At 66.5% G+C, this 24,617-nt stretch carries 16 protein-coding genes; 7 read left to right on the top strand and 9 right to left on the bottom strand.

The window, feature by feature from the left end; all coding sequences use genetic code 11:
* Nucleotide 1 precedes the first annotated feature (1 nt).
* The 4 genes from F3I16_RS08765 to F3I16_RS08750 form a co-directional block, all read right to left on the bottom strand.
* Nucleotides 2-1,411, bottom strand: coding sequence for a circularly permuted type 2 ATP-grasp protein (locus tag F3I16_RS08765; protein WP_160493322.1), 1,410 nt, complete (start codon nucleotides 1,409-1,411; stop codon nucleotides 2-4).
* Between the two features lie 728 nt (nucleotides 1,412-2,139).
* Nucleotides 2,140-3,630, bottom strand: a complete 1,491-nt coding sequence (gene putP / locus F3I16_RS08760; protein WP_160493321.1) for a sodium/proline symporter PutP — start codon at nucleotides 3,628-3,630, stop codon at nucleotides 2,140-2,142.
* A 242-nt stretch (nucleotides 3,631-3,872) separates the two neighbouring features.
* Nucleotides 3,873-7,028: a bifunctional proline dehydrogenase/L-glutamate gamma-semialdehyde dehydrogenase PutA gene (gene putA, locus F3I16_RS08755; RefSeq protein WP_160493320.1), complete on the bottom strand. Its 3,156-nt coding sequence runs from the start codon at nucleotides 7,026-7,028 to the stop codon at nucleotides 3,873-3,875.
* 234 nt (nucleotides 7,029-7,262) lie between these two features.
* Entirely contained in the window at nucleotides 7,263-9,605 is a 2,343-nt protein-coding gene (locus F3I16_RS08750) for an EAL domain-containing protein (RefSeq protein ID WP_160493319.1), read from the bottom strand.
* Nucleotides 9,606-9,988: 383 nt separating this feature from the next.
* Between F3I16_RS08750 and nadE the strand changes: the two genes are divergently transcribed.
* From nadE to F3I16_RS08720, 6 genes are all read left to right on the top strand, one after another.
* Complete coding sequence (nadE, locus tag F3I16_RS08745) at nucleotides 9,989-10,816, top strand: ammonia-dependent NAD(+) synthetase (RefSeq protein ID WP_160493318.1); 828 nt, start codon at nucleotides 9,989-9,991, stop codon at nucleotides 10,814-10,816.
* Nucleotides 10,817-11,088: 272 nt separating this feature from the next.
* Entirely contained in the window at nucleotides 11,089-12,192 is a 1,104-nt protein-coding gene (locus F3I16_RS08740; RefSeq protein WP_160493317.1) for an AI-2E family transporter, read from the top strand.
* Nucleotides 12,182-13,750 (top strand): efflux transporter outer membrane subunit, encoded by a 1,569-nt coding sequence (locus tag F3I16_RS08735; RefSeq protein ID WP_160493316.1) that lies wholly within the window; start codon nucleotides 12,182-12,184, stop codon nucleotides 13,748-13,750. Before F3I16_RS08740 ends, F3I16_RS08735 begins: the two co-directional genes overlap by 11 nt.
* Complete coding sequence (locus tag F3I16_RS08730) at nucleotides 13,747-14,862, top strand: HlyD family secretion protein (RefSeq protein ID WP_160493315.1); 1,116 nt, start codon at nucleotides 13,747-13,749, stop codon at nucleotides 14,860-14,862. Before F3I16_RS08735 ends, F3I16_RS08730 begins: the two co-directional genes overlap by 4 nt.
* Nucleotides 14,862-15,899 (top strand): DUF2955 domain-containing protein, encoded by a 1,038-nt coding sequence (locus F3I16_RS08725; protein ID WP_160493314.1) that lies wholly within the window; start codon nucleotides 14,862-14,864, stop codon nucleotides 15,897-15,899. Before F3I16_RS08730 ends, F3I16_RS08725 begins: the two co-directional genes overlap by 1 nt.
* Entirely contained in the window at nucleotides 15,890-16,333 is a 444-nt protein-coding gene (locus tag F3I16_RS08720) for a potassium channel family protein (RefSeq protein WP_160493313.1), read from the top strand. The genes F3I16_RS08725 and F3I16_RS08720 overlap by 10 nt, the downstream gene beginning before the upstream one ends.
* A gap of 11 nt (nucleotides 16,334-16,344) precedes the next feature.
* Here F3I16_RS08720 and F3I16_RS08715 read toward each other — a convergent pair whose 3' ends face one another.
* From F3I16_RS08715 to apbC, 3 genes are all read right to left on the bottom strand, one after another.
* Nucleotides 16,345-16,890: a hypothetical protein gene (locus tag F3I16_RS08715; RefSeq protein ID WP_256670123.1), complete on the bottom strand. Its 546-nt coding sequence runs from the start codon at nucleotides 16,888-16,890 to the stop codon at nucleotides 16,345-16,347.
* An 82-nt stretch (nucleotides 16,891-16,972) separates the two neighbouring features.
* Nucleotides 16,973-17,539 carry a dCTP deaminase gene (dcd, locus tag F3I16_RS08710; RefSeq protein WP_160079766.1) on the bottom strand — a complete coding sequence of 189 codons (567 nt, stop codon included), beginning with the start codon at nucleotides 17,537-17,539 and terminating at the stop codon, nucleotides 16,973-16,975.
* A gap of 90 nt (nucleotides 17,540-17,629) precedes the next feature.
* Nucleotides 17,630-18,724, bottom strand: a complete 1,095-nt coding sequence (apbC, locus tag F3I16_RS08705) for an iron-sulfur cluster carrier protein ApbC (RefSeq protein WP_160493312.1) — start codon at nucleotides 18,722-18,724, stop codon at nucleotides 17,630-17,632.
* 218 nt (nucleotides 18,725-18,942) lie between these two features.
* Between apbC and metG the strand changes: the two genes are divergently transcribed.
* Complete coding sequence (gene metG, locus F3I16_RS08700) at nucleotides 18,943-20,985, top strand: methionine--tRNA ligase (protein ID WP_160493311.1); 2,043 nt, start codon at nucleotides 18,943-18,945, stop codon at nucleotides 20,983-20,985.
* 58 nt (nucleotides 20,986-21,043) lie between these two features.
* Here the strand turns inward: metG and F3I16_RS08695 are convergent, their stop codons facing one another.
* Together F3I16_RS08695 and F3I16_RS08690 are read right to left on the bottom strand one after the other, a co-directional pair.
* The gene (locus F3I16_RS08695) at nucleotides 21,044-21,541 is read right to left on the bottom strand and encodes a GspH/FimT family pseudopilin (RefSeq protein ID WP_218573173.1); all 498 of its coding nucleotides are present in this window, start codon (nucleotides 21,539-21,541) and stop codon (nucleotides 21,044-21,046) included.
* An 11-nt stretch (nucleotides 21,542-21,552) separates the two neighbouring features.
* Nucleotides 21,553-24,606 carry a pilus assembly protein gene (locus tag F3I16_RS08690; RefSeq protein ID WP_160493309.1) on the bottom strand — a complete coding sequence of 1,018 codons (3,054 nt, stop codon included), beginning with the start codon at nucleotides 24,604-24,606 and terminating at the stop codon, nucleotides 21,553-21,555.
* Between the last annotated feature and the right edge of the window lie 11 nt (nucleotides 24,607-24,617).

Here is a 24,617-nt window from a genome sequence, read left to right as displayed (position 1 = left end):
CTTAATCCTCGACCACCCAGGTGTCCTTGGTCCCGCCGCCCTGCGACGAGTTGACCACCAGCGAGCCATCGCGCAGCGCCACGCGGGTCAGTCCGCCGGGCACCAGGCGGGTTTCGCGGCCGGACAGGACGAACGGGCGCAGGTCGATATGGCGCGGCGCCACGCCGCTCTCGACGAAGGTCGGGCAGGTCGACAGGCACAGCGTGGGCTGGGCGATGTAGGCCGCCGGGTTGGCCTTGAGGCGGGCGCGGAAGGCCTCGATCTCGGCCTTGCTCGCAGCCGGGCCGACCAGCATGCCGTAGCCGCCGGAGCCCTGGGTTTCCTTGACCACCAGCTCAGGCAGGTTGGCCAGCACGTGGGACAGGTCCTCGGGCTTGCGACACTGCCAGGTCGGCACGTTTTTCAGGATCGGCTCCTCGTCCAGGTAGAAGCGGATCATGTCGGTGACGTAGGGGTAGATCGACTTGTCGTCCGCCACCCCGGTGCCCACCGCGTTGGCCAGCACCACGTTGCCGCTGCGGTAGGACGAGAGCAGGCCCGGCACGCCGAGCATGGAATCCGGGTTGAAGGCCAGCGGGTCGAGGAAGGCGTCGTCCAGCCGCCGGTAGATCACGTCGACCGCCTGCGGGCCGGCGGTGGTGCGCATGAATACCTTGTCGTCACGGACGAACAGGTCGGCGCCCTCCACCAGTTCCACGCCCATCTCGCGGGCGAGGAAGGCGTGCTCGAAGTAGGCGCTGTTGAAGCGCCCCGGCGTCAGTACCACCACGCTGGGGTTGTCCAGCGGGCTCGCGCTTTTCAGGGTGTCGAGCAGCAGGCTCGGGTAGTGGTCGATGGGCGCCACGCGCTGCATGGCGAACAGCTCGGGGAACAGGCGCATCATCATCTTGCGGTCTTCGAGCATGTAACTGACGCCGCTGGGGGTGCGCAGGTTGTCTTCCAGCACGTAGTAGGTGCCGTCGCCATCGCGTACCAGGTCGACCCCGGCGATGTGCGCGTAGATATCGCGGTGCAGGTCGAGGCCCTGCATGGCCAGTTGATAGCCCTCGTTGGCCAGCACCTGTTCGGCGGGGATGATGCCGGCCTTGAGGATGCGCTGCTCGTGGTAGAGGTCGGCGAGGAACATGTTCAGCGCCTGCACGCGCTGGATGCAGCCGGCTTCGACGATGCGCCATTCGCTGGCGGGGATGCTGCGCGGGATGATGTCGAAGGGGATCAGGCGCTCGGTGCCCTGCTCGTCGCCGTAGAGGGTGAAGGTGATGCCGGCGCGGTGGAACAACAGGTCGGCTTCGCGCCTGCGCTGGGCCAGCAGCTCTTGCGGGGTGTCGGCCAGCCAGCGGGCAAATTCCCGGTAATGCGGGCGGACGCTGCCACTCGCTTCGTACATCTCGTTAAAAAAGGTGCGGACCATGCCGTACTCCTTGCCACCTGGTCGTCTGTACCATCGCAAGGCCCGTGCCATAGAACTTTATTGTTTATTTTCAATAGCTTGTACATTCGACCAGGCGGTCACGCACCAGTTAGGGGCGTTAATCCAGGCGCCAAAACGGGTCACGCCCCAATCGGTGGCAGGCGTTGGCTGGTCATGCTGGAGCGCTGCGGCGGGCGGGAAGCTAACCCGGCGTAGGAGCGGCTTTAGCCGCGATGGGAAGTGGCGGCCCATGCAAGAGCTTCGCGGCTGAAGCCGCTCCCACGAAGAGCGATGGGCTGGACGGCGCGGAACGGCAGGTAAACCCGGCGTGGGAGCGGCTTTAGCCGCGATGAGAGGTGGTGGCCCATGCAAGAGCTTCGCGGCTGAAGCCGCTCCCACGAAGAGCGATGGCGACGGCGCGGAGCGGCGGGTAAGCCGCTCCCACAAGAATCGATGGGGCGGATGGCGCGTGGCGGCAGGTAAAACCGGCGTAGGAGCGGCTTTAGCCGCGATGGGAGATGGTGGCGCATGCAAGAGCATCGCGGCTGAAGCCGCTCCCACAGAGGATGGGGCTGGGGGCTTTTTCGCAGGCAAAAAAAACCGGCCCACGCCGGGAGACGTGGACCGGAAAGCACTATCGGGTCGTGCGTGGTGCCCCGCCGCAGGCACTGGGCCTGTGGCGGGACTAAGGCAGCGGCTGGACGACCGGCCAGCCGCGCCTGGGGGTATCAGATGTGGGCGTCCTGGTATTCCTTCTCGGCTTCGTCGAAGCGCTTGAGCATGCTTTTCGACGGGCCGTTGCCGATGCGGCTGAACACCAGGATGGCCAGGGTGGCCAGGATGAAGCCCGGGATGATTTCGTACAGGCCCATGCCGATCCAGTTCTTCCACACCACCACGGTCACCGCACCGACCACCATGCCGGCCAGGGCGCCGTTGCGGGTCATGCCCTTCCACAGCAGGGAGAGGATCACCACCGGACCGAAGGCAGCACCGAAGCCGGCCCAGGCATAGGACACCAGGCCCAGTACGCGGTTATCCGGGTTGGAAGCCAGGACGATGGCGATCAGCGCCACCAGCAGCACCATGGCGCGGCCGACCCAGACCAGTTCGACCTGGCTGGCGTTCTTGCGCAGGAAGGCCTTGTAGAAGTCTTCGGTCAGGGCGCTGGAGCAGACCAGCAGCTGGCAGCTCAGGGTGGACATCACCGCGGCCAGGATGGCGGACAGCAGCACGCCGGCGATCCAGGGGTTGAACAGGATCTTGGCCAGTTCGATGAACACCCGCTCCGGGTTCTCGGTCACGGCGCCGGCCATGTCCGGATGCGCGGAGAAGTAGGCGATGCCGAAGAAGCCCACGGCCACGGCGCCGCCCAGGCAGAGGATCATCCAGGTCATGGAGATGCGACGGGCAGCCGGGATCGACTTGACCGAGTCGGCGGCCATGAAGCGCGCCAGGATGTGCGGCTGGCCGAAGTAGCCCAGGCCCCAGGCCATCAGCGAGATCACGCCGACGAAGGTGGCGCCCTTGAGCATGTCGAAGTTGGTGGCGTCCTGCAGCTCGATGGCAGCGAAGGTGCTGTCCATGCCGCCGGTGGCCACCATCACCATCACCGGAGCGAGGATCAGGGCGAAGATCATCAGGGTGGCCTGCACGGTGTCGGTCCAGCTCACCGCGAGGAAGCCACCGATGAAGGTGTAGGCGATGGTCGCTGCGGCGCCGGCCCACAGGGCGGTCTCGTAGCTCATGCCGAAGGTGCTTTCGAACAGGCGCGCACCGGCCACCACGCCCGAGGCGCAGTAGATGGTGAAGAACACCAGGATCACCAGGGCGGAGAAGATGCGCAGGATGCGGCTGCTGTCTTCGAAGCGGTTGGTGAAGTAGTCCGGCAGGGTCAGGGCGTTGCCGTTGTGCTCGGTCTGCACGCGCAGGCGGCCGGCGACGAACAGCCAGTTGAGGTAGGCGCCGACGATCAGGCCGATGGCGATCCAGCCTTCGGACAGGCCGGACATGTACACCGCGCCCGGCAGGCCCATCAGCAGCCAGCCGCTCATGTCGGAGGCGCCGGCGGACAGCGCGGTGACGAAGCTGCCGAGGCTGCGGCCACCGAGGATGTAGTCGGAAAGGTTCTTGGTACGCAAGTAGGCGAAGAGGCCGATAAAGACCATCGCGGCGATGTACACCACGAAGGTGATCAGCATCGGAGTGCTAGCTGTCATGGGAGGAATACCCTCTGGATTGTTTTTATGACGCCGCGGCGGTTACTCCGCAGCGGGGTTGGCAAATCCGCCCGCTTGTGGCGGGCGCTGCAATGGCCGCCGCCACCACGGGCGACGGACCAAAAACATGGTTGGCCTGATCCACTTGCCTGCACGCCGCCTCCCTCCCGGAGACGGTTGGCTGCGGGTTGCTCCGCAGCACGACGCCGGCCCTTGTGGGGCCGGCGCCTGGTCCTGCCTGGTTACTCGGCGTCGCCCAGCGACAGCAGCGAGGCGTTGCCGCCCACCGCGGTGGTGTTGACCGAGGTGGTGCGCTCATTGGCGAAGCGCAGCAGGTAGCTCGGGCCACCGGCCTTCGGCCCGGTGCCGGACAGGCCGCAACCGCCGAACGGCTGCACGCCGACCACCGCACCGATCTGGTTGCGGTTGACGTACAGGTTGCCGACGCGGGCCTGGGCCTCGATGCGCTTGGCGGTTTCCTCGTTGCGGCTGTGCACGCCGAGGGTCAGGCCGTAGCCGGTGGCGTTGATCGCCGCGACCACCTGATCCAGTTCGTTGGCCTGGAAGCGCACCACGTGCAGGATCGGACCGAAGTGTTCCTTGCTCAGCTCGTGGATGCCGCCGATCTCGAACGCCACCGGGGCGATGAAGTGGCCGTTCAGGCCGGCCGGCAGTTTGGCTTCGGCAATCAGCTTGCCGGCGTCCTTGAGCTGCTTGATGTGGGCTTCCAGACCGGCCTTGGCTTCACCGTCGATCACCGGGCCGACGTCGCTGACGCGCAGGTGGGTCGGGCCGACGGTCAGTTCGGCCATGGCGCCCTTGAGCAGGTCGAGCACGCGCTCGGCGATATCGGCCTGCACGTACAGCACGCGCAGGGCCGAGCAACGCTGGCCGGCGCTGGTGAAGGCGGATTGCACGGCATCCTTGACCACCTGCTCGGGCAGCGCGGTGGAGTCGACGATCATCGCGTTCTGCCCGCCGGTTTCGGCGATCAGCGCGGCGATCGGGCCCGGCTTGTCGGCCAGCTGGCGGTTGATGATGCGCGCGGTGTCGGTGGAACCGGTGAAGCACACGCCGGCGACGCGGGCATCGCGGCAGAACACGCCGCCCAGGGTGGCGCCGTCGCCCGGCAACAGGGCGAACACGTCCTTGGGCAGGCCGGCCTCGAACATCAGCTCGGTGGCGCGGGCGGCGATCAGGCTGGTCTGCTCGGCCGGCTTGGCCAGCACGCAGTTGCCGGCGACCAGCGCGGCGCTGATCTGGCCCAGGTAGATGGCCAGCGGGAAGTTCCACGGGCTGACGCAGGCGAACACGCCGCGGCCTTCGTGGAACAGCTCGTTGCGCTCGCCGGTCGGGCCCTGCAGCTCTTCGCGGCCCAGGCGCAGGCGGGCCTGCTGGGCGTAGTAGCGGCAGAAATCGACCGCTTCGCGGACTTCGTCGATGCCGTCCTGCAGCGACTTGCCGGCTTCCAGGGTGCACAGCGCCATCAGTTCGGCGCGGTTGGCTTCCAGCAGGTCGGCCAGACGGTCCAGCACGGCGGCGCGTTCGTCCACCGGGGTAGCGTTCCAGCGCGGCCAGGCGCCGCTGAGCACGTCGAGGGCCTTGGCAGCCTGCTCGGCACTGGCCCACTGGGCAGTGCCGACCAGCTTGTTCAGGTCGTAGGGGCAACGCACTTCCTGGGCGGTGCCGGCGAGTTTCTCGCCGTTGATCACCGGCGTGGCTTGCCAGGCCTTGTTCAGGTTGGCGTTGAAATCGGCCTCGAGGCCGGCCCACTGGCTCTGGATATTCATGTTGATGCCCTGCGAGTTTTTCCGCGCCGCGCCAAACAGCGCCAGCGGGTGGGGGATTCTGTCGTTACCGGGGGTTTTGAACTTGCGCAGTTGCGTCACCGGGTGATCGATCAGCGACTCGACCGGCACGCTGGGATCGACCAGCTGGTGGACGAACGAGGAGTTGGCGCCGTTTTCCAGCAGGCGCCGCACCAGGTACGGCAGCAGGTCCTTGTGCGCGCCGACCGGGGCGTAGATGCGCACGTTCTTGCGGTGCTTCTCCAGCACCGTGTCGTACAGCGCATCGCCCATGCCGTGCAGGCGCTGGAACTCGAACTCGCGGTCGCCGGCCATGGCCAGGATGCAGCTCACGGTGTGCGCGTTGTGGCTGGCGAACTGCGGGTAGATCACCCCGCGGGTGTGTTCGCTCAGCAGGTAGCGGGCGCAGGCCAGGTAGGAGGTGTCGGTGCCTTCCTTGCGGGTGAACACCGGGTAGCCGCTGGCACCCTGCACCTGGCACTGCTTGATCTCGCTGTCCCAGTAGGCGCCCTTGACCAGGCGCAGCGGCATCTTGGCGCCGAGTTCCTTGCCCAGCAGGGTCAGCCACACCAGCACCGGCAGGCAGCGCTTGGAGTAGGCCTGGACCACCAGACCGAACTCGCCCCAGCCGGCGATGGCCGGGTCGCGCATCAGCTTCTCGTACAGTTCCAGGGACAGTTCGAGGCGGTCGGCCTCCTCCGCGTCCACGGAAATGCCGACATTCAGCTTGCGCGCACGGATGGCCAGTTCGCGCACATTGGCGAACAGCTCGCTGAGCACGCGCTCGCGCTGCGCCACTTCATAGCGCGGGTGCAGGGCGGACAGCTTGATCGAGATCGACGGGCGCGGGCCCGGACCGACCTGCGGCTCGGCGCCGACGGTGTCGATGGCCTTGCGGTAGTCGGCCATGTACTTCTCGGCGTCGTCGGCGGTCAGCGCCGCTTCACCGAGCATGTCGAAGGAATAGGTGTAGCCCTGTTCGCGGCACGGCCGGCCGTTCTTCAGCGCTTCGCTGATGCTGCGGCCGAGGACGAACTGCTTGCCCATCATCTTCATGGCCTGGTTCATCGCGGCGCGGATCACCGGCTCGCCGGAACGCTGGATCAGCTTGCCGAGCACGCTCTTCGGGCGGCCGTCGGCGGTTTGCGGGTCGACCACCTTGCCGGTCATGACCAGGCCCCAGGCGGCGAAGTTGACCAGCACGCTGTCGCTCTGGCCGAGGTGGCGTTCCCACTCGGCGGCGTTCAGCTTGTCGCGGATCAGCGCGTCGGCGGTGGCGGCATCCGGCACGCGCAGCAGCGCCTCGGCCAGGCACATGAGCATCAGCCCTTCCTGGGTGTCGAGGCTGTACTGGCGCAGGAGTGCGTCGAGGGTGTCGACGGCGTTGTCGCGGCTGCGCACGTCGTCGATCAGCCGGCGCGCGTTGCCGCGGATCAGGTCGATGCCCGGCTCGCCGGGATCGGCCAGCTGCAGCAGTTCCTGCAGGTAAGCGGCCTCGTCGACAGCGTAGTTGGCGCTGATGACGGGGAAGAATTCGGCGGCGGTCTTGTTGAGCGCATCGCCCTGCAAGACGTGACTGGCTTTGAACATCACGCCCCTCCTCTGTTGGAGACTGTTATTTTCGGTCTAGCCCATTGCCGCGACCGCACAGGAACGAATCGTTCTATGCGACCAATCTGGCGGGATGCAGGACTCTAGTGACAGGGGGGTGACAGCTTCTTGCAGAAAGCTCTGGAGTTTTTGCGGAAAACTCCGGCACCGGGAACTTTCTCAAAACGCTTGTTTGAATCCAGCTGCTGCGCCGCCGACCGCCGCATCAGCGGCTCAGGAGCTGTCCAGCCGGGGCAACGCCGGCGGCTGGCGCAGCCACTGCTCGAATGCCGCGGCCGCCAGCGGCGGGCTGAGCAGGTCGCCCTGGACGCTGTCGCACTGCCACAGGCGCAGCAGCTCCAGGACGGCCGGGGACTCGATGCCCTCGGCCACCACCTTGAGGCCCAGACTGTGGCACATGTCGATGGTCGAGCGGACGATCACCGCGTCGTCGCCGTGCTCACTCAGCTCGCGAATGAACGACTGATCGATCTTCAGCTCCTGCACCGGCATGCGCTTGAGTTGGGCCAGCGAGGAATAGCCGGTGCCGAAGTCGTCCACCGCCAGGCGGATGCCGCAAGCCCGCAGGCGCTGCAACACCTCCAGGGCCTGCTCGGGGTTGTCCATCATGGCGCTCTCGGTGATCTCGAACAGCAGCTGCCCGGCGGCCACCGCATGCCGCGCCAGCAGCGCCGCGACCCGCTCGGCCAGCTCCAGGCTGCGCAGATCCTCGGCGCAGATGTTCAGCGCAACCTGCAGGTGCAAGGCCCGCCCGTTCCATTCCTGCAGCTGGCGCAGCACCTCCGCGATCACCCAGGCGGTGAGGCTCTGGATGCTGCCGGTGCGCTCGGCCAGGGGGATGAACTCGCTCGGCGCGACCAGACCGAACTGCGGATGATTCCAGCGCAGCAGGGCCTCGGCCGCACTCACCCGGCCCTCGCGCAGGTCCAGCTTGGGCTGGTAGTGCAGCAGCAGCTCGCCCCTTTCCGCGGCATGCTGCAGGTCGCGCACCAGGCCGACCTGGCGCTGGTGGGCGGCATCGCGGCCCTGCTGGTAGACCTGCAGGCGCTCCGGCTGCCGCGCGGCGTCCTGCATGGCGATGGCGGCCCGGCGCAGCAGATCGTCCGGGGTCAGGCCGTCGGCCGGGAAGGAGGCGATGCCGATGGCGCAATCCAGGCTGATTCGCTGCCTGCCGATGTGCATCGGCTTGAGCAGCAGCTGCTGCAGGCGGTCCGCCGCGGCGACGGCGCTGTCGTTGTCGCAGTGTTCCAGCAACAGCAGCATCTCGTCGGAGACCAGCCGCGCCAGGCTGTCGCCGGGCCGCAGGGTCGCCTGCAGGCGCCGCGCCAGCTGCTGCAGAGCCAGGTCGATGGCCGCCGTGCCGAGGTTTTCGAGCAGGCTGCGCAAGTTGGCGATGCCCAGGTAGAGCAAGGCCGTCGGCCGCCCGGCGGTGATCGCGCTGCCCAGCCGCTCCAGGGCCAGGGCCCGGTTGGGCAGGCCGGTCAGCGGGTCGTGCAGAGCGTTGTGCACCAGTTGCCGCTCCCGTTCCGCGATGCCCGCCTGCATGCCCTGGAGGGCCTGCGCCAGAGGCCCCAGCGCGGCGCCGCGGACGCTGGCGATCGGCGTCTGGTAGTCGCCCTGGCCGATGCGCTCGGCCACCCGTACCAGCTCGCGCAGCGGCCGCGCCAGACTGCGCGCCAGCAGCAGCGCGCCGAGCAACGCGACGCCGAGGGCCGCCAGGGCGATCAGCAGGAAGTTGCGGGTCAAGGGGGCGAAGGCCGCCTCGGCCTGCGCCAGCGACTTGTGCAGCAGGGCCAGCACCTGGTAGTCCGGCCCGCTGGCCAGGCTGCGCCAGGTGCCGAGGTAACGCTGGCCACCCTGCTCCAGCCAGCGGCTGCCGCTGGCGAAATCGGCCGCCATGATGGCACGGTGCAAGGCGCCGTGCAGGGCGCTCGGCAGGCTGCTGACCCAGCCATTGGGCGTGCCCTGCTCGACCGCCACCAGGGTCAGCTCCAGGTCGGTCAGCGCGCGTACCTGGCTGACGAAGGCGGCGTCGACGGCAAACCCCGTCACCACCCAGGCGATCGGCTGCGGCGCCTTGGCCGGTGCCGCCGCCAGCAGGAACAGCTCGCCGTCGATCGGCAGCAGCAGCCACGGGTCGCTACTCGCCTGGCCCTGCAGCTGCCCGGCCAGGCGCGCCACCGCCGCCTCGCCCATGCCCGGCAGGGTGCCGGCCAGCAGGTGGCCATCGAGCCCCAGCAGCAGCACCTCGGCGTTGCTCTCCGCGCCGCGCCCGGCCAGCTGCAGGTGCAGGCTCGTGCGGTCGCCGCTGGCCAGCGCCGTCTGCACGCCGAAGTCGGCCGCCAGCGCCTGCGCCGCATCGTGCAGGCGGCGGCCGCGCGCATCGAGCAACTGCTCGACAACCCGAGCGCCGACGCCCAGTTCCCGCTGCAATTGGTTCTGCACGGCGCCCCCGATGGCCACCTCGACCACCCCATACAGGGCAGCAAGCAGCGCCACCAGCAGCAGGAGCACCAGGCCGGCGATGCGCACCGGGAAACTAGTTGCGAAGTTCACGCCCGGCCTGCCTGGCTGCGGGGCCCAAGGCGCTCGGCGCGAGGCCCGGGACGACGAGGAACGGCTTGATCATGTGCGCGCCCATGCCCCGAAGCGGATTCGGGGCGACAAGGAGGATGCCTGCCGTCCCTGACTGCCTTGAATCGCCATCCCTGCAGATTAGTCGAGGCACCGCCGAAGATCACGGGCAACACCGCTGGCCGCGCGGCATGGCGCCCCCGGCCTGCCGCTGGTCCATGCGCTCTACCCTGCACTTTGTGCGTGGATCAACGTAAGCTTCGCCAGCGGCAGCAAGCTGACCGGCGACATTCCCGGGATCGAGCCCAAGAACATCCACCTGAAACCTGTTTTTCGCGTCCGCGACGCCCAGTGAGGACTTTGAAATGAGCAACCGCCAAGCCGAAATCGCCGCCGCCCTCGCCGTGGTGCCGCCCTTCGCCGACGAGGCGGCGCTGGTCGCGCAGATCGACAAGCGCAAGGCCTTCATCAAGCAGTGCCTGCGCAATTCCGGCCTCAAGGTGCTGGTGCTGGGCATCAGCGGCGGCGTCGACTCGACCACCGCCGGGCGCTTGGCGCAACTGACGGTGGAGGAGCTGCGGGCCGAGACCGGTGATTCGGCCTATCGCTTCATCGCCGTGCGCCTGCCCCACGACACCCAGCACGACGAGGAGGACGCCCAGGCCTCGCTGCGCTTCATCCGCGCCGACGAGGAAGACACGGTGAACATCGCCGACAGCGTGCGCGGCCTCGGCGAGCAGGTCACCCACCTGCAAAAACTGTCCGACGCCCGCCGCGACTTCGTGGTCGGCAACGTCAAGGCGCGCATCCGCATGGTCGCCCAGTTCGCCATCGCCAACGCCAACAACGGCCTGGTGATCGGCACCGACCACGCCGCCGAGGCGGTCATGGGCTTCTTCACCAAGTTCGGCGACGGCGCCTGCGACCTCGCCCCGCTGTCCGGCCTGGTCAAGGGCCAGGTACGGGCCATCGCCCAGTACCTCGGCGCCCCGCAGAGCCTGGTGTTCAAGGTGCCCACCGCCGACCTGGAAGAACTGCGCCCAGGCAAGCCCGACGAGGAAGCCCACGGCGTCAGCTATGCGGAAATCGACGCCTTCCTGCATGGCCAGACGGTACGCGATGAGGCCTACGCCATCATCGTGCGCACCTACGACAACACCCGGCACAAGCGCGAGCTGCCGCTGGTGCCCTGAGCGGCTTGCCCAGAGCGAACACAGGTGATGTACCCGTTAACTGTTGCATGAGCACTTGCGCTTGAGTGGCAGCAGCCCCGTACCGGGTACAGAGCCAGACAAAAACTGCGCCAGGCGGGCATTTTCCCCGGTTTTCTTCCCCTCGGCACGCTACTCTTTTGCAGTAACGGCCCGGCCGTTCAATCCGGGTTGACCTAAGACCCTGTTCTACAGTGGCCGTAGCACTGCGCAACAGGCACGAGTTTTCAGCCACTTCAGCAAAGGAAAGCCATATGCCGCGCACCGCCCCCCCCGGAAGACAGCTGACTCGCACACTGCTCGACACCCTGATCCGCGCCGGCCTGGTCGCCGCCCTGGTGGTTGCCTGTTACGAGGTGTTCAGCCCCTTCCTCAGCCTGATGATCTGGGCCCTGATCCTGGCCGTCACCCTCTACCCGCTGCACAACATGCTCAAGGCACGCACCGGCCACAGCGACAGCCGCGCCGCCACCCTGCTGGTGCTGTTTGCCATTGCCGTCCTGCTGATCCCCATCTACCTGCTTGGTACCTCCCTGACCGAGTCGGTGCAAGGGGTGATCGCCACCGTCAAGGAAGGCGGCGTGCATATTCCGCCGCCGCCGGACGCGGTCGCCCAATGGCCGCTGATCGGCCAAAAGCTGCATGGCTTCTGGGCGCAGGTCGCGACCGATCTGACCGGAGTCCTGCAGCGCCTGGCGCCGCAGCTCAAGGAGATCACCCTGGGCCTGCTCGGCAAGGCCGCCGGACTGGGCATCGGCATGTTGGTGTTCATCGCCGCGCTGATGATCGCCGGGATCATCATGGCCTTCGGCGAAACCGGCCATCAAAGCGCCCGACGCATCGCGACACGGGTGATCGAGGCCGAACGCGCTGATCAACTGGTCGATCTGTGCACCGCCACCATCCGCGCCGTGGCCCAAGGGGTGATCGGCATTGCCTTCATCCAGATGCTGCTGATCGGCGCCGGCTTCGTCTTCATGGGCGTTCCCGGTGCCGGGCTGCTGGCCCTGGCCGTCTTGCTGCTGGGGATCATGCAGCTGCCGGCCACCCTGATCACCCTGCCGGTGATCGCCTTCGTGTTCTTCAGCGAAGGCGCCTCGCTGGCGACCATCATCTTCGCCATCTATGTCTTCGTCGCCGGCCTCGCCGACAACGTGCTCAAGCCGCTGCTGCTCGGCCGCGGCGTGGATGTGCCGATGCCGGTGGTGCTGATCGGCGCCCTGGGCGGCATGGTCACCGGCGGCATCATCGGCCTGTTCATCGGCCCGGTCCTGCTGGCGGTGGGCTACAAGCTGTTCTGGCAGTGGGTCGATACCCCGCTCACGGGCAGTGCGGCCGGTCCGCAGGATGGCGAATAAGCCAGGGCGCGGCTGGGCCCTGCTGGCCGCCGCCACCCTGGGCGGCTGCGTGCGCCTGGGCCCGGATTTCCAGTCGCCCCGCCAGGACTGGATCGACCACTGGGACAGCAGCGCCCTGGCCGCGGCCAGCCAACAGCAGCCCCAGCCGGACAACCGGCAATGGTGGACGCAGTTCGACGACCCGCTGCTCGAGCGCCTGATCGGCGCAGCCGACGTGCACAACCCCAACCTGCGCATCGCCGCCCTGCGCATCCTCGAGGCGCGCGCCCAGCTCGGCATCGCCCGCAGCGGGCGCTACCCGCAGCTGCAGCAGGCCAGCGCCGACGCGTTCTACCTGGATCGCAACCAGTACGCCGGCGCCCCCGAGCTGGACAGCAGCGCCTGGCAGTATGGCGCCGGCTTCGACATCGGCTGGGAGCTGGACTTCTGGGGCCGCTACAGCCGCGCCATCGAGTCGGCCGATGCCAGCTACTTCGCCGCCCAGGCCAACTACGAGGATGCCCTGGTTTTGCTGCGCGCCCAGGTGGCGCAGACCTACTTCGCCCTGCGTACCGCCGAGGCGCGCCTGGGCATCGCCCGCAACAACGCCAAGTTGCAGAAGCGCAGCCTGGAGATCACCGAACGCCTGTTCAACAGCGGCAACAGCGACGAACTCGACCTGCAACAGGCCAAGACCCAGTACCTGGGCACCCTGAGCACCGTGCCGGAGCTGGAGACCCAGGTCGCGCAGACGCGCAATGCCCTGGCGGTACTGATCGGCCAGGCCCCCGGCAGCCTGCCCGAACTGGCCGCCGAGACCGGCCTGGTGCCGCTGGTCGACCAGGCCCTGCTCGACGACGTGCCGGCCAACCTGCTGCTGCGCCGCCCCGATGTGCGCGCCGCCGAACTGCAGGTGGCCGCCCAGTCCGCCCTGATCGGCGTGGCCGAAAGCGACCTGTACCCCTCCATCAGCCTGCTCGGCACCATCGGCTGGTCGGCCAGCAGCCTGGATGGCAGCCCCGATACGGTCAGCCTCGGCGCCGGCCCCAGCCTGACCTGGAACCTGTTCGACCACGGCCGCCTGCGCAACAACGTGCGCGTGCAGGACGCCCGCCTGCAGCAGCTGATCGAGGCCTATCGCGACCGCGTGCGCCAGGCTGCACGCGAGGCCGACGACGCCGCCACCGGCCTGAGCAAGGCCCTGGAGCGCGAACGCATCCTGCGCGAGGCGGCGTTCTCGGCCGAGCGTTCGCTGACCCTGGCCAACGCCCAGTACCGCGAGGGCTACTCCGATTTCCAGCGGGTGCTGGACGCCCAGCGCGCCCTGTTCGCCCAGCAGGACGGCTACCTGGTGGCACGCAGCGCCGCGCTGAGCAGCCTGATCGACCTCTACCGCGCCCTCGGCGGCGGCTGGTACAACAGCCAGCCGCTGCTCGATAACGCCACCCGCGAACAGATGCGCCAACGTACCGACTGGGGGGGACTGCTCGACGAGCAGCCCGCCCGCCCAGGCAAACACGCCATGACCGACAATCCCGCGAACACCCCGGCACCAGCCGCCCAGGCAGAGACGCCATGACCGACAACGCCAAGACCGTCGCCCCATCCACAGCCAAGGAGCAGGACCCCAGCCGCCGTGGCGTGCACGTCATCCTGGCGCTGATCGGCCTGACCCTGCTCTGGTACCTGCTGGCCGACCGCTTCACCCCCTACACCCAGCAGGCGCGGGTGCAGGCCTATGTGGTGGCAGTGGCACCGGAAGTGTCCGGGCGCATCAAGCAGGTGCTGGTCGGCAACAACCAGATGGTCGAAGCCGGCCAGGTGCTGTTCGAGATCAACCCCGAGCCCTACGCGATCACCCTGGCCAAGGCCCGCGCCGAGCTGGAGAACATGCGCGGCCAGGTCGGCGCCAGCACCGCCGGGATCGACGCCGCCCTGGCCTCGCAGCGCGCCGCCGAAGCCGGCGAGCTGGAGGCCCGGCAGGACCGCGAACGCCTCGAACGGCTGTATCGCGAAGATCCAGGGACCATCTCCCTGCGTCGCCTGGAAATATCCCGGGCCAACCTGCAACAGGCCAGCAGCCAGGTGGCGGCGGCCCGCGCCGAGGTGCAGCGCGCCCGCGAAACCGAGGGCGGCAGCGGCGAGGACAACGCCCGCCTGCGCAGCGCCACCGCGGCGGTGGAGCAGGCCGAGCTGGATCTGAGCAAGACCCGGGTGAAGGCCGCCTCGACCGGACTGATCACCGACCTGCGCAGCGAAGTGGGCCAGTACGCCGCGGCCGGCAACCCGCAGATGACCCTGATCGGCCTCAACGACCTGTGGATCAGCGCCGAGATGAGCGAGAACAATCTCGGCCACCTGCAGCCCGGCACGCCGGTGGCCATCGTCCTCGACGCCCGCCCCGGGCACGTCTACCGCGGCCGCGTGCGCAGCATCGGCTACGGCGTCAGCGTCGGCCAGAGCAGCGCACCGGGCACCCTGCCGACGGTGGAGAACAATCGCGACTGGCTGCGCGCAGCGCAGCGCTTCCCGGTAGTCGTCGAGTTCGAGGCCGGCGAGCTGGGCGACTACCGCGGCCTGCGCGTCGGCGGCCAGGCCGAAGTGATGGCCTTCCCCAGCGAGGGCAACCCGCTGAACCTGCTCGGTCGCGCCTTTCTGCGCGTGATGAGCTGGCTGTCGTTCGCCTACTGATGAACCCGCCCGTGGTCGATCCCCGTCCGCAACGTGCCCTGCGCCTGGCCTGCGGCACAGCCCTGGGCACGGCCCTGGGGTTCGGCCTGGCCCTGCCACTGCCCTTTCTCACGCCGATGCTGGTGTTGGTGCTGCTGGCGCTGAGCAACCAGCCGCTGGGCCTCAAGGGCGGCCTGAGCCTGGCCCTGGTGGTCGCCCTGACTTGCGGCAGCGGCCTGCTGCTGAGCCCGCTGCTGAATCACTCGCCGGTCAGCGGCGTGCTGCTGGTGGCGCTCGGCCTGTTCTTCAGCTTCCGCTTCGCCCTGCGCGGCGGCAGCGGCCTGCTCTCGACCCTGCAGGTGGTCGGCCTGACCATGGTGTCCGCGGCCGGCACCGCCTCCCTGGCCCTCGGCCAGGAGGTGGTCGAGGCACTGATCAAGGCGGTGCTGCTGACCACCCTGTGCGTGACCATCGGCCACTGGCTGTTTCCCGAACCCGCGGGCCTGGCGCCAGCCGTCAAGCCCGCGCCCATGGCCAACGCGCGCTCCAGCTGGATTGCCCTGCGCGCCATGCTGGTGGTGATGCCGGCCTGGCTGCTGGCCCTGATCGACCCCGCCAGCTACATGCCGCTGGTGATGAAATCGGCCAACCTCGGCCAGCAGGTGTGCGGCACCAGCGCCCGTGACGCCGGCCGCGAGCTGCTCGGCTCGACCCTGCTCGGCGGCGCGCTGGCCATCGCCTTCTGGGCACTGCTGAGCATCCTGCCGCACCTGTGGCTGTTCTTCCTGCTGATGCTGCTGTTCGTCCTGCTCATGGCGCGGCGCCTGTACCGCCTGGCCAGCACGCGCTTCGGCGCCAGCTTCTGGCTCAACACCTGTTCCACCCTGATCATCCTGCTCGGCCAGTCGGTACAGGACAGCGCCTCCGGCAAGGATGTCTACACGGCCTTCGCCATCCGCATGGGCCTGTTCATTCTGGTCACCCTGTACGCCTGCGCCGCGGTCTACCTGATCGACCAGCGCAGCAAGGGCTCAAGCGAGGTAATCCCATGTTCATGAATCTGTTGATCGGCCTGCCGGTGACCCTGCTGTGCCTGCTGCTGCAGGCCGTGGTGGTCGCCCTCAGCCTGCGCCACTATGTCAACTTCCGCCGCAACCTGCGCGACCCTTCGCCGGGCAGTACCATCCTGATCCTGGGCCTGGTGATGCTGCTGATGCTGTTCGGCAACTTCCTGCAGATGGCCATCTGGGCTCTGCTGTTCGTGCTGCTCGGCGAGTTCGAAAGCTTTACCCAGGCCCTGTACTTTTCCGGCGTGACCTTTTCCACCCTGGGTTACGGCGATCTGGTGCTGTCCAAGCCCCGGCAACTGCTGAGCGCGCTGGAGGCGGCCAACGGCATCCTGATGTTCGGCGTGTCCACCGCAGTGCTCACCGCAGCCCTGCACGACGTGATCAAGCACTACGCCCAGAAGCTCAGAGACCCGCAGACTTGAAGCCGGGTTTCTCAGTCGGCAGCGAAGTCCAGGCTGATGGACACCAGCACCTGCTGCCCGGGGTCGTCGCCCAAGTGGTAGTCCGGCGCAGAGCCGTAGCCCAGCCAGAGCTGCTGGCCGTTCTTGATCCGCACATCGGAACGCTCGTCGCCATCGCCCTCCAACCCGGCGAGCCAGGCGCTCACCTGCTCGCGCGGCATGCCCAGGCGCAGCCGCTCATCGACCACGAAACCCTGCATGTCGGCGCGGGGCTCGACAGTCTGCATCCAGCCGAGGAACAGATCCTCGGTGAACTGCTCCTGCTTCCAGCAGCGCACTTCGCGCAGCCTCTCGCCCTCGAACGCCAGCAGCAGCGAGTTGCCATAGAGCAGGCCGCGCCGCCCCTGGCGCAGCGGCAGCTCGGCCGTGGGCGGCCCCAACCGCTCGATGAAAGCGGCCTTGGATGCGCTGGGCGCCAGACCGAACACGGCCTTGCCGACATGCACCTGCAATTCGCCGCGGGCCGACCCGGCGCCAGCCAACAGCAGCAGGATCGCCAGCAGTTTCAGCATGTTCATCGCCATCTCCTTTGACTGTATTGCTTTAGCAGACACAAAAAAGCCGGGCTAAAAACCCGGCTTTTCTGCGCCACAAGGCCGATCAGGTCTTCGGCAGGGTCACACCGGTCTGGCCCTGGTACTTGCCGCCGCGGTCGGCGTAGGACACTTCGCAGGCCTCGTCGGACTGCAGGAATAGCATCTGCGCCACGCCCTCGTTGGCGTAGATCTTCGCCGGCAGGGTGGTGGTGTTGGAGAACTCCAGGGTCACGTGGCCTTCCCACTCGGGCTCCAGCGGGGTGACGTTGACGATGATGCCACAGCGTGCGTAGGTGCTCTTGCCCAGGCAGATGGTCAGCACGTCGCGCGGGATGCGGAAGTACTCGACAGTGCGGGCCAGGGCGAAGGAGTTCGGCGGGATGATGCACACCGGGCCTTTGACATCGACGAAGCTCTTCTCATCGAAATTCTTCGGGTCGACGGTGGCCGAGTGGATGTTGGTGAACACCTTGAACTCGTCGGCACAGCGTACGTCGTAGCCGTAGCTGGAGACCCCGTAGGAAATCAGGCGCTCGGCGCCTTCGGTGCGCACCTGGCGCTCGACGAAGGGCTCGATCATCCCGTGTTCCTGGGCCATGCGGCGAATCCACTTGTCCGATTTGATGCTCATGGCGGGCGTCCTGACTCAAGGTGTGGTGAAAAACTGAGCGCGCATCTTACCTAGAGGCAAGACGCGCAGCAAAGGGCAGCGGTCGGCGCCTCAATCGTCGGAAATCTCGATATTGGGCATGGCACTGGCACCCAGCCCGCTCTGGGCGATGCGCGCACCGACGCTGCGGGCCATCTCCTGGTAGATCATGGCGATCTGGCTTTCCGGATCGGCAATGGTCGTCGGCTTGCCGCCGTCCGACTGCAGGCGGATGGCCATCGACAGCGGCAGCGAGGCCAGCAGATCGACGCCGTACTGGCTGGCCAGCTTCTCGCCGCCGCCTTCGCCGAACAGGTGCTCGGCATGGCCACAGTTGGAGCAGATGTGCACGGCCATGTTCTCCACCACGCCGAGCACCGGGATATTGACCTTGCGGAACATCTCCACACCCTTGCGCGCATCCAGCAGGGCCAGGTCCTGCGGGGTGGTGACGATCACCGCGCCAGCCACCGGCACCTTCTGCGCCAGGGTCAGCTGGATGTCGCCGGTGCCCGGCGGCATGTCCACCACCAGGTAATCGAGGTTGTCCCAGGCGGTCTGGGTGATCAGCTGCAGCAGCGCGCCGGAAACCATCGGCCCGCGCCAGACCACCGGGGTGCTGTCGTCGGTGAGGAAGGCCATCGACATGACCTGCACGCCATGCGCTTCCAGCGGTACGAAGAACTTCTCGTCGCGCACTTTCGGCCGGGTGCCTTCGGCGATGCCGAACATGATGCCCTGGCTCGGGCCGTAGATGTCCGCATCGAGAATGCCGACCCGCGCGCCTTCGCGGGCCAGGGCCAGGGCCAGGTTGGCCGCGGTGGTCGACTTGCCCACCCCGCCCTTGCCGGAGGCCACGGCGATGATGTTCTTCACGTTGGCCAGCGCGGGCACCTGGGCCTGGGCCTTGTGCGCCTCGATCACGCAGTCGACCTCGACCTTGGCGCTGTCGATGCCTTCGACCCCTTCCAGGGCCATCTGCAGCATCTGCGCCCAGCCGTTCTTGAACAGCCCGGCGGCGTAACCCAGCTCCAGGCGTACGCGGACCTTGCCGCCGTCGATAGCGACTTCACGCAGGCAGCCGGCGCTGACCGGATCTTGATTGAGGTTGGGATCGGTGAACTGGCGCAGGGTCGCTTCGACCACTTGGCGGGTAACGGCGCTCATGGGGCAACTCCGAAAGGCTGAGCAAAACAGGTGGGCATCTTACCGCAGGCGCTTGTTGCATAGGGTGGCTGATGCCCTTTTCATCCACCAGGGTGCCACTCGGCGCATCGCTGAGGGGCACGCCCCGGGCCAGCCATCCGCCCCGCAACGGGTGAAAAAAAACCGCCGCGCCTATATAGTTGCCGGCTTCCCTCGTAACACCAGTGCAGCCGATCATCATGTCCGAAGCCCGCAAGATTCTCGTCACCAGCGCCCTGCCCTACGCCAACGGCTCGATTCACCTCGGCCACATGCTCGAATACATCCAGACCGACATGTGGGTGCGCTTCCAGAAGCTGCGCGGCAACCAGTGCATCTACGTCTGCGCCGACGACGCCCACGGCTCGGCGATCATGCTGCGTGCCGAGAAAGAAGGCATCACCCCGGAACAGCTGATCGCCAACGTCCAGGCCGAGCACAGCGCCGACTTCGCCGACTTCCTGGTCGACTTCGACAACTTCCACTCGACCCACGCCGAGGAAAACCGCGAGCTGGCCACCAGCATCTACCTCAAGCTGCGTGACGCCGGGCATATCGCCACCCGTTCGGTGACCCAGTACTTCGACCCCGAGAAGGGCATGTTCCTCGCCGACCGCTTCATCAAGGGCACCTGCCCGAAATGCGCGGCCGAGGACCAGTACGGCGACAACTGCGAGAAATGCGGCGCCACCTACGAGCCGACCGAGCTGAAGAACCCGCGTTCGGCCATTTCCGGCGCCGTGCCGGTGCTGCGCGACTCCAAGCACTTCTTCTTCAAGCTGCCCGACTTCGAGGCCATGCTGAAGACCTGGACCCGTAGCGGCACGCTGCAGGACGCCGTGGCCAACAAGATCGCCGAATGGCTGGATGGCGGCCTGCAGGAATGGGACATCAGCCGTGACGCCCCCTACTTCGGCTTCGAGATCCCCGACGAGCCGGGCAAGTACTTCTACGTCTGGCTGGACGCGCCGATCGGCTACATGGCCAGTTTCAAGAACCTGTGCAGCAAACGCCCGGAGCTGGACTTCGACGCGTTCTGGAACAAGGACTCGACCGCCGAGCTGTATCACTTCATCGGCAAGGACATCGTCAACTTCCACGCCCTGTTCTGGCCGGCCATGCTCGAAGGCGCCGGCTACCGCAAGCCGACCGGGGTCAACGTGCACGGCTACCTGACGGTGAACGGGCAGAAGATGTCCAAGTCGCGCGGCACCTTCATCAAGGCGCGCACTTATCTCGACCACCTCAATCCGGAATACCTGCGCTACTACTACGCCAGCAAGCTGGGCCGCGGCGTCGACGACCTCGACCTGAACCTCGAGGACTTCGTGCAGAAGGTCAACTCGGACCTGGTCGGCAAGGTGGTCAACATCGCCAGCCGCTGCGCCGGTTTCATCCACAAGGGCAACGCCGGGGTGCTGGTCGAGGCCAACCCCGAGCCGGAACTGTGGGCCGCCTTCCAGGCTGCCGCGCCAAGCATTGCCGATGCCTATGAAGCGCGCGACTTCTCCCGCGCAATGCGCGAGATCATGGCCCTGGCCGACCGCGCCAACGCCTGGATCGCCGACAAGGCGCCGTGGGCGCTGAACAAGGTCGAAGGCAAGCAGGCCGAAGTCCAGGAAATCTGCGCCCTGGGCGTCAACCTGTTCCGCCAGCTGGTGGTCCTGCTGAAACCCGTGCTACCGAAGCTGGCTAGCGATGCCGAGGCCTTCCTCAACGTCGCGCCGCTGAGCTGGAGCGACCTGACCACGCCGCTGGCCAACCACCAGCTGAACCCGTTCAACCCGCTGCTGACCCGCATCGAGCCGGCGAAGATCGAGGCCATGACCGCCGCATCCAAGGAAGACCTCGCCTCTACCGACGCGCCGGCGGCCCCGGCTGGCAACGGCGAGCTGGTGAAGGACCCGCTGGCCGCCGAGATCGCCTTCGACGCCTTCGCCGCCGTCGACCTGCGCATCGCCCTGATCGAGAAGTGCGAGTTCGTCGAAGGCGCCGACAAGCTGCTGCGCCTGACCCTGGATATCGGCGACGAGAAGCGCAACGTGTTCAGCGGCATCAAGAGCGCCTACCCTGACCCGAGCCAGCTGGAAGGCCGCCTGACCCTGTACGTGGCCAACCTGGCCGCACGCAAGATGAAGTTCGGCATCAGCGAAGGCATGGTCCTGGCCGCCGGCCCCGGAGGCCAGGAAATCTACCTGCTCAGCCCGGACAGCGGCGCCAAGCCGGGGCAACGAGTCAAGTAAAGGCGGATTGCGTTGTCACTGGCAGACACCAGTGGCAACGCAAGCAAGCAGACCTAACTCAGGAACAGCTGCCGACGGTGGTTTTCTCGACCATGGCGCGCCCGGTCGCCGACACGGTGACGACGCGCTCTTCCCTGCCAAGCGGGCTCGCCCGGCAGGCCGTCAGGGTTGCCTGAGTCGACCCCATGCCACTGGGTCGGAACGAAAGCGCATTGGTACTGGACGATACCTGATAGCCGGAGGGCAGCGCCTGCTGACGACGCAGGACCGTACTGCCACTCAAGACGATCCAGCCCTGCTCCCAGCCACCCGAGGTCACACAACTGGTGCCGTTCGCGGACTTGCACAGGGTAACCGCAGCATTACGCTTCATGGCCTCGCTCTTGGCCAGCTGCACACTGGCCGACAGGCTATTGGCAACGGTGCGCAAGCGGCTGCTGACCACGAAGTTATCGAAGGCGGGCACGGCGACGGCTAGCAGAATTGCCGCCACGACCAGCGCCACCATCAACTCGACTAGCGTGAAACCCCGCATTGCCGCGCGCCCTGCCTGCATGACCCGCCTCCTCATTGCGCCTGCTCGACGTTCCAGAACACCCGCGAGGTAGGCTGCATAACCGACAATTGTTCTACCGGCGGGCTGCCCTCAAGCGGTGAATCCGGGTTTGCGCCGATGACGAAAGGCACGGTGGTACCATCGTCCAGCGTCACCATGCCGGCTACCGGAGAAGGTGGCAGACCATCGCCCGCCAGATCTGCGAAACGCGGCTCGCCTTCGCGCGGCGAAGCATCCGCGTAATTGATGTTGTAGACGCGGGTTTCACCCAGGCTGGCGCAAGTCCCCGACACGGGCACGGAAGGCTGGTGGGTACTGAAGGTAGTGATACCAAACACGGTGATTGCCGACGTCACCACCTGCTCGGTCGAGCTAAGCCCCAGGTACCAGCCCTTCTTGCCAGCCAGGTCGGCGGAAGACGGCGTCGCCGACGAGGTAATCGGCTGCAATGAGCTCAGGCACAGGGAATCACCGCAACTACCGTTATCGGTGCTGAGCCAGGCGCTGTCGTTGGGACGATCCTTGAGCATGAAGAAGTAGTTGGTGACGGAAGATGCACTGGTATAGCTATTCAACGGCTTCTCGCGATCACCCGAGCCAAGCAGCAGCGCATAACCTGTGCCGTCAGCCACGATGTCCGGGGCAAACATGAACTTGCGATTGGCCGTGCAAGTTGACGAGCCACACCCCAACGAGGCGACCTTGGTCATGGTCCAGTCGCCCGGGGCATCGCTGCCCATGTTGATACGGTAGACGTTGCCACCCAGATCCGCGGTATAGCCATAGATACCCTGGCCGGCAGCATTCGGCACCAGAGTCACCTCTGCCACCACGCTACGCTCGGTGGTAAAGGTCTTCCTCAGTACACCGGACTCGGCATCGAGCACATAGACCTTGTTGCCCTTGCTGTTGCTGTCACAGCTGTTCGGGTCAGCATCCTCGCAAGTGTCATAGCCACCACCCATGATCAACAGCGGACCAGTGTGGCCGGCAGCAGTGAATACCTTGGGGGTGGACCAGGTCTGGCCGATGCCGCTAAAGCCGGAGGAGCAACCGGTATCATCGACGGAGCCGGAGGCCGGGAAGTTGCTCGGGCAACCCTGTTTCCAGAGCAGGGAAGGCGAGTCGGCATCCGTGACATCGAAGGCATAGATAGCCCGACCGCCGCGCCGCATGGTGGCATAGATCCAGGCATCATCCGCATCCTTGTAGGCCGTTACCGGGCCGTCCATCCCATAGGGTTTGGGCATGGTCTCGACAGGCGGCTCGACGACAGGGCGATTCGGGTAGCTGATGCCGATCGTGTTGTCGTACAGGCGCTTGACGTTGCCATAGAACTCCGGAGGGATAAACGACCAGAGTTCGGCACCTGCAACAGATCCGCTAAAGGTTCCAGAGCGATTGCCGTTCACCGCCCGCAGGGCACCATCGTTGCCGCCATAGAACACCACTACGTCCGGTGAGCTGGCAGTACCGTAATTGATGGCGACCGGCCTGGAATGAACCACATCGCCATGCACCGAAGGACGCATCTCGGTCAGGTTTGCGTCTCCGTCTTCATCCTTGAGATCCTGGCCACGCAGCCAGTTGATCATTGCGTCGCGTTCGGCATCGTCAGCCGCCCCCGGCAGAACGATGTTCGAGTTGGCCGTATTGAAATTCGCCAGACTAGTGCAACTCGAGCAGGTGTAGACGTTGCGCGCCGCATCACTGCGCAGCACATAGGCCTGCGCACCCTTCTCGACGATATTGCCGTCCGGGGAGTTGGAACTTTCCAGGCCGGCCGCCGCCAGACAGGCATCGGCGTTCTGCGCACGGAAGGCCCAGTAGTTATCCGCCTCGGTCGGCGTCCAGAAGCTACGGGCACATTCGGCGATGAAGCCGGTTGAAGAGTTAATGGCGCTCTTGCTAGCGGCATCGAGCAACTTGAGATCGCCATTCACCAGGCCCAGCTTGTACTGCTTCAGGTTGCCGTACCAGCTTGGCAAGGCATCCTGATCGGGGCGGAACATCCCGACGAATACCTGGTTCAGGTAAGTGCCCTGGGTGTTGACGCTGACCGGCAGACTCACCGAGGCGAACACGCTGTTGACCGACTGGATTTCCGAAAATATCGAGTTCAGGGCCTCGGCAATATCCGATCCATCGCTGGAAACCGAGAAGTACTTGCCGCTGCTGACCCGCGCCACGCTCTGCATCAGCGCAGTCATGGCCTTGTCCTGATTCTGGCTGCCGCGATCGATCTCCACCGTATAAGTGGTGATCTGTTCCGCGCTCTTCTTCATGAAGCGGGCCCACTCATCGGCGGGGTTGTCCTGCATGCCGCTGGGCGAAATGGGGATGGCCGTGGTAGCGCCTCCTTGCGCCGCCAAAGCGCTCTCGGCCTGGGTACGGTCGCTGTTATTGTCCTGGGCAGGGCCATTACTGATGTAGATGATGAAGTTCTTAGCGCAACCCGAAGCGATCGGGCTGTTGTACGGGCTACCAGCCTTGCTGCCTAGGGCATTGCCCGTCAGGGCATACACCGCAGCGGACTCCGCGGTACCGTCCACGTTGCCGGTATAGTCGGTCTTGGCCTTGTTGTTGCCGGCGTAAGGGGCCTTGGCCGCGAAATACAGGTAAGCCTCCTCCATCGCCAAGGCCAACTTGGTGCCATTGCCCTTGTCTTCCTCGCTCAGGCTGGAAACCAGATCGGCGTACGCTGTTTTGTTCGCCGCATTGAGCGGGCGAATGGCCGCGCGCACGTACGCGCCGGAATCACCCGAGTTGCTCAAGCCGCCCTTGTTGCCGGTCTCCGAATACATCATCACGCCAACGCGAAAGCGATCCACCGGTATCGACCCGATCACCGAAGCCAGAGCCGCCATCTCGCTCTTGTAGACCGCTTCGCCGGTCACGCTGGAGGTCGCCGTCCAGTTAGCACCGTTATCCAGCACGATCAGGATGTTCGGCGCCTCATTGGCGCTGGGAGGGTTGCCCACGAACAGGTCAATGTCCTCGGCATGGACAACACTGGCGGATGCCAGCGCAGCCGCTAGCAAGCCTCTCATCAGGACGCTTCTCATGGCACGAACCC

The organism is Pseudomonas sp. L-22-4S-12 (assembly GCF_009799935.1).
In the GTDB taxonomy this organism is placed as follows: Bacteria; Pseudomonadota; Gammaproteobacteria; order Pseudomonadales; family Pseudomonadaceae; genus Aquipseudomonas.
Note: the sequence above shows the minus strand (reverse complement) of the source record. Positions and strands in the feature narration are given on the sequence as shown.

Excerpts from the sequence above, each read along its gene's own strand:
- F3I16_RS08765 (WP_160493322.1), bottom strand. The coding sequence starts at position 1,411 with ATGGTCCGCACCTTTTTTAACGAGATGTACGAAGCGAGTGGCAGCGTC.
- putP (WP_160493321.1), bottom strand. The coding sequence starts at position 3,630 with ATGACAGCTAGCACTCCGATGCTGATCACCTTCGTGGTGTACATCGCC.
- putA (WP_160493320.1), bottom strand. The coding sequence starts at position 7,028 with ATGTTCAAAGCCAGTCACGTCTTGCAGGGCGATGCGCTCAACAAGACC.
- nadE (WP_160493318.1), top strand. The coding sequence starts at position 9,989 with ATGAGCAACCGCCAAGCCGAAATCGCCGCCGCCCTCGCCGTGGTGCCG.
- F3I16_RS08740 (WP_160493317.1), top strand. The coding sequence starts at position 11,089 with ATGCCGCGCACCGCCCCCCCCGGAAGACAGCTGACTCGCACACTGCTC.
- F3I16_RS08735 (WP_160493316.1), top strand. The coding sequence starts at position 12,182 with ATGGCGAATAAGCCAGGGCGCGGCTGGGCCCTGCTGGCCGCCGCCACC.
- F3I16_RS08730 (WP_160493315.1), top strand. The coding sequence starts at position 13,747 with ATGACCGACAACGCCAAGACCGTCGCCCCATCCACAGCCAAGGAGCAG.
- F3I16_RS08725 (WP_160493314.1), top strand. The coding sequence starts at position 14,862 with ATGAACCCGCCCGTGGTCGATCCCCGTCCGCAACGTGCCCTGCGCCTG.
- F3I16_RS08720 (WP_160493313.1), top strand. The coding sequence starts at position 15,890 with ATGTTCATGAATCTGTTGATCGGCCTGCCGGTGACCCTGCTGTGCCTG.
- F3I16_RS08715 (WP_256670123.1), bottom strand. The coding sequence starts at position 16,890 with ATGAACATGCTGAAACTGCTGGCGATCCTGCTGCTGTTGGCTGGCGCC.
- dcd (WP_160079766.1), bottom strand. The coding sequence starts at position 17,539 with ATGAGCATCAAATCGGACAAGTGGATTCGCCGCATGGCCCAGGAACAC.
- apbC (WP_160493312.1), bottom strand. The coding sequence starts at position 18,724 with ATGAGCGCCGTTACCCGCCAAGTGGTCGAAGCGACCCTGCGCCAGTTC.
- metG (WP_160493311.1), top strand. The coding sequence starts at position 18,943 with ATGTCCGAAGCCCGCAAGATTCTCGTCACCAGCGCCCTGCCCTACGCC.
- F3I16_RS08695 (WP_218573173.1), bottom strand. The coding sequence starts at position 21,541 with ATGCAGGCAGGGCGCGCGGCAATGCGGGGTTTCACGCTAGTCGAGTTG.
- F3I16_RS08690 (WP_160493309.1), bottom strand. The coding sequence starts at position 24,606 with ATGAGAAGCGTCCTGATGAGAGGCTTGCTAGCGGCTGCGCTGGCATCC.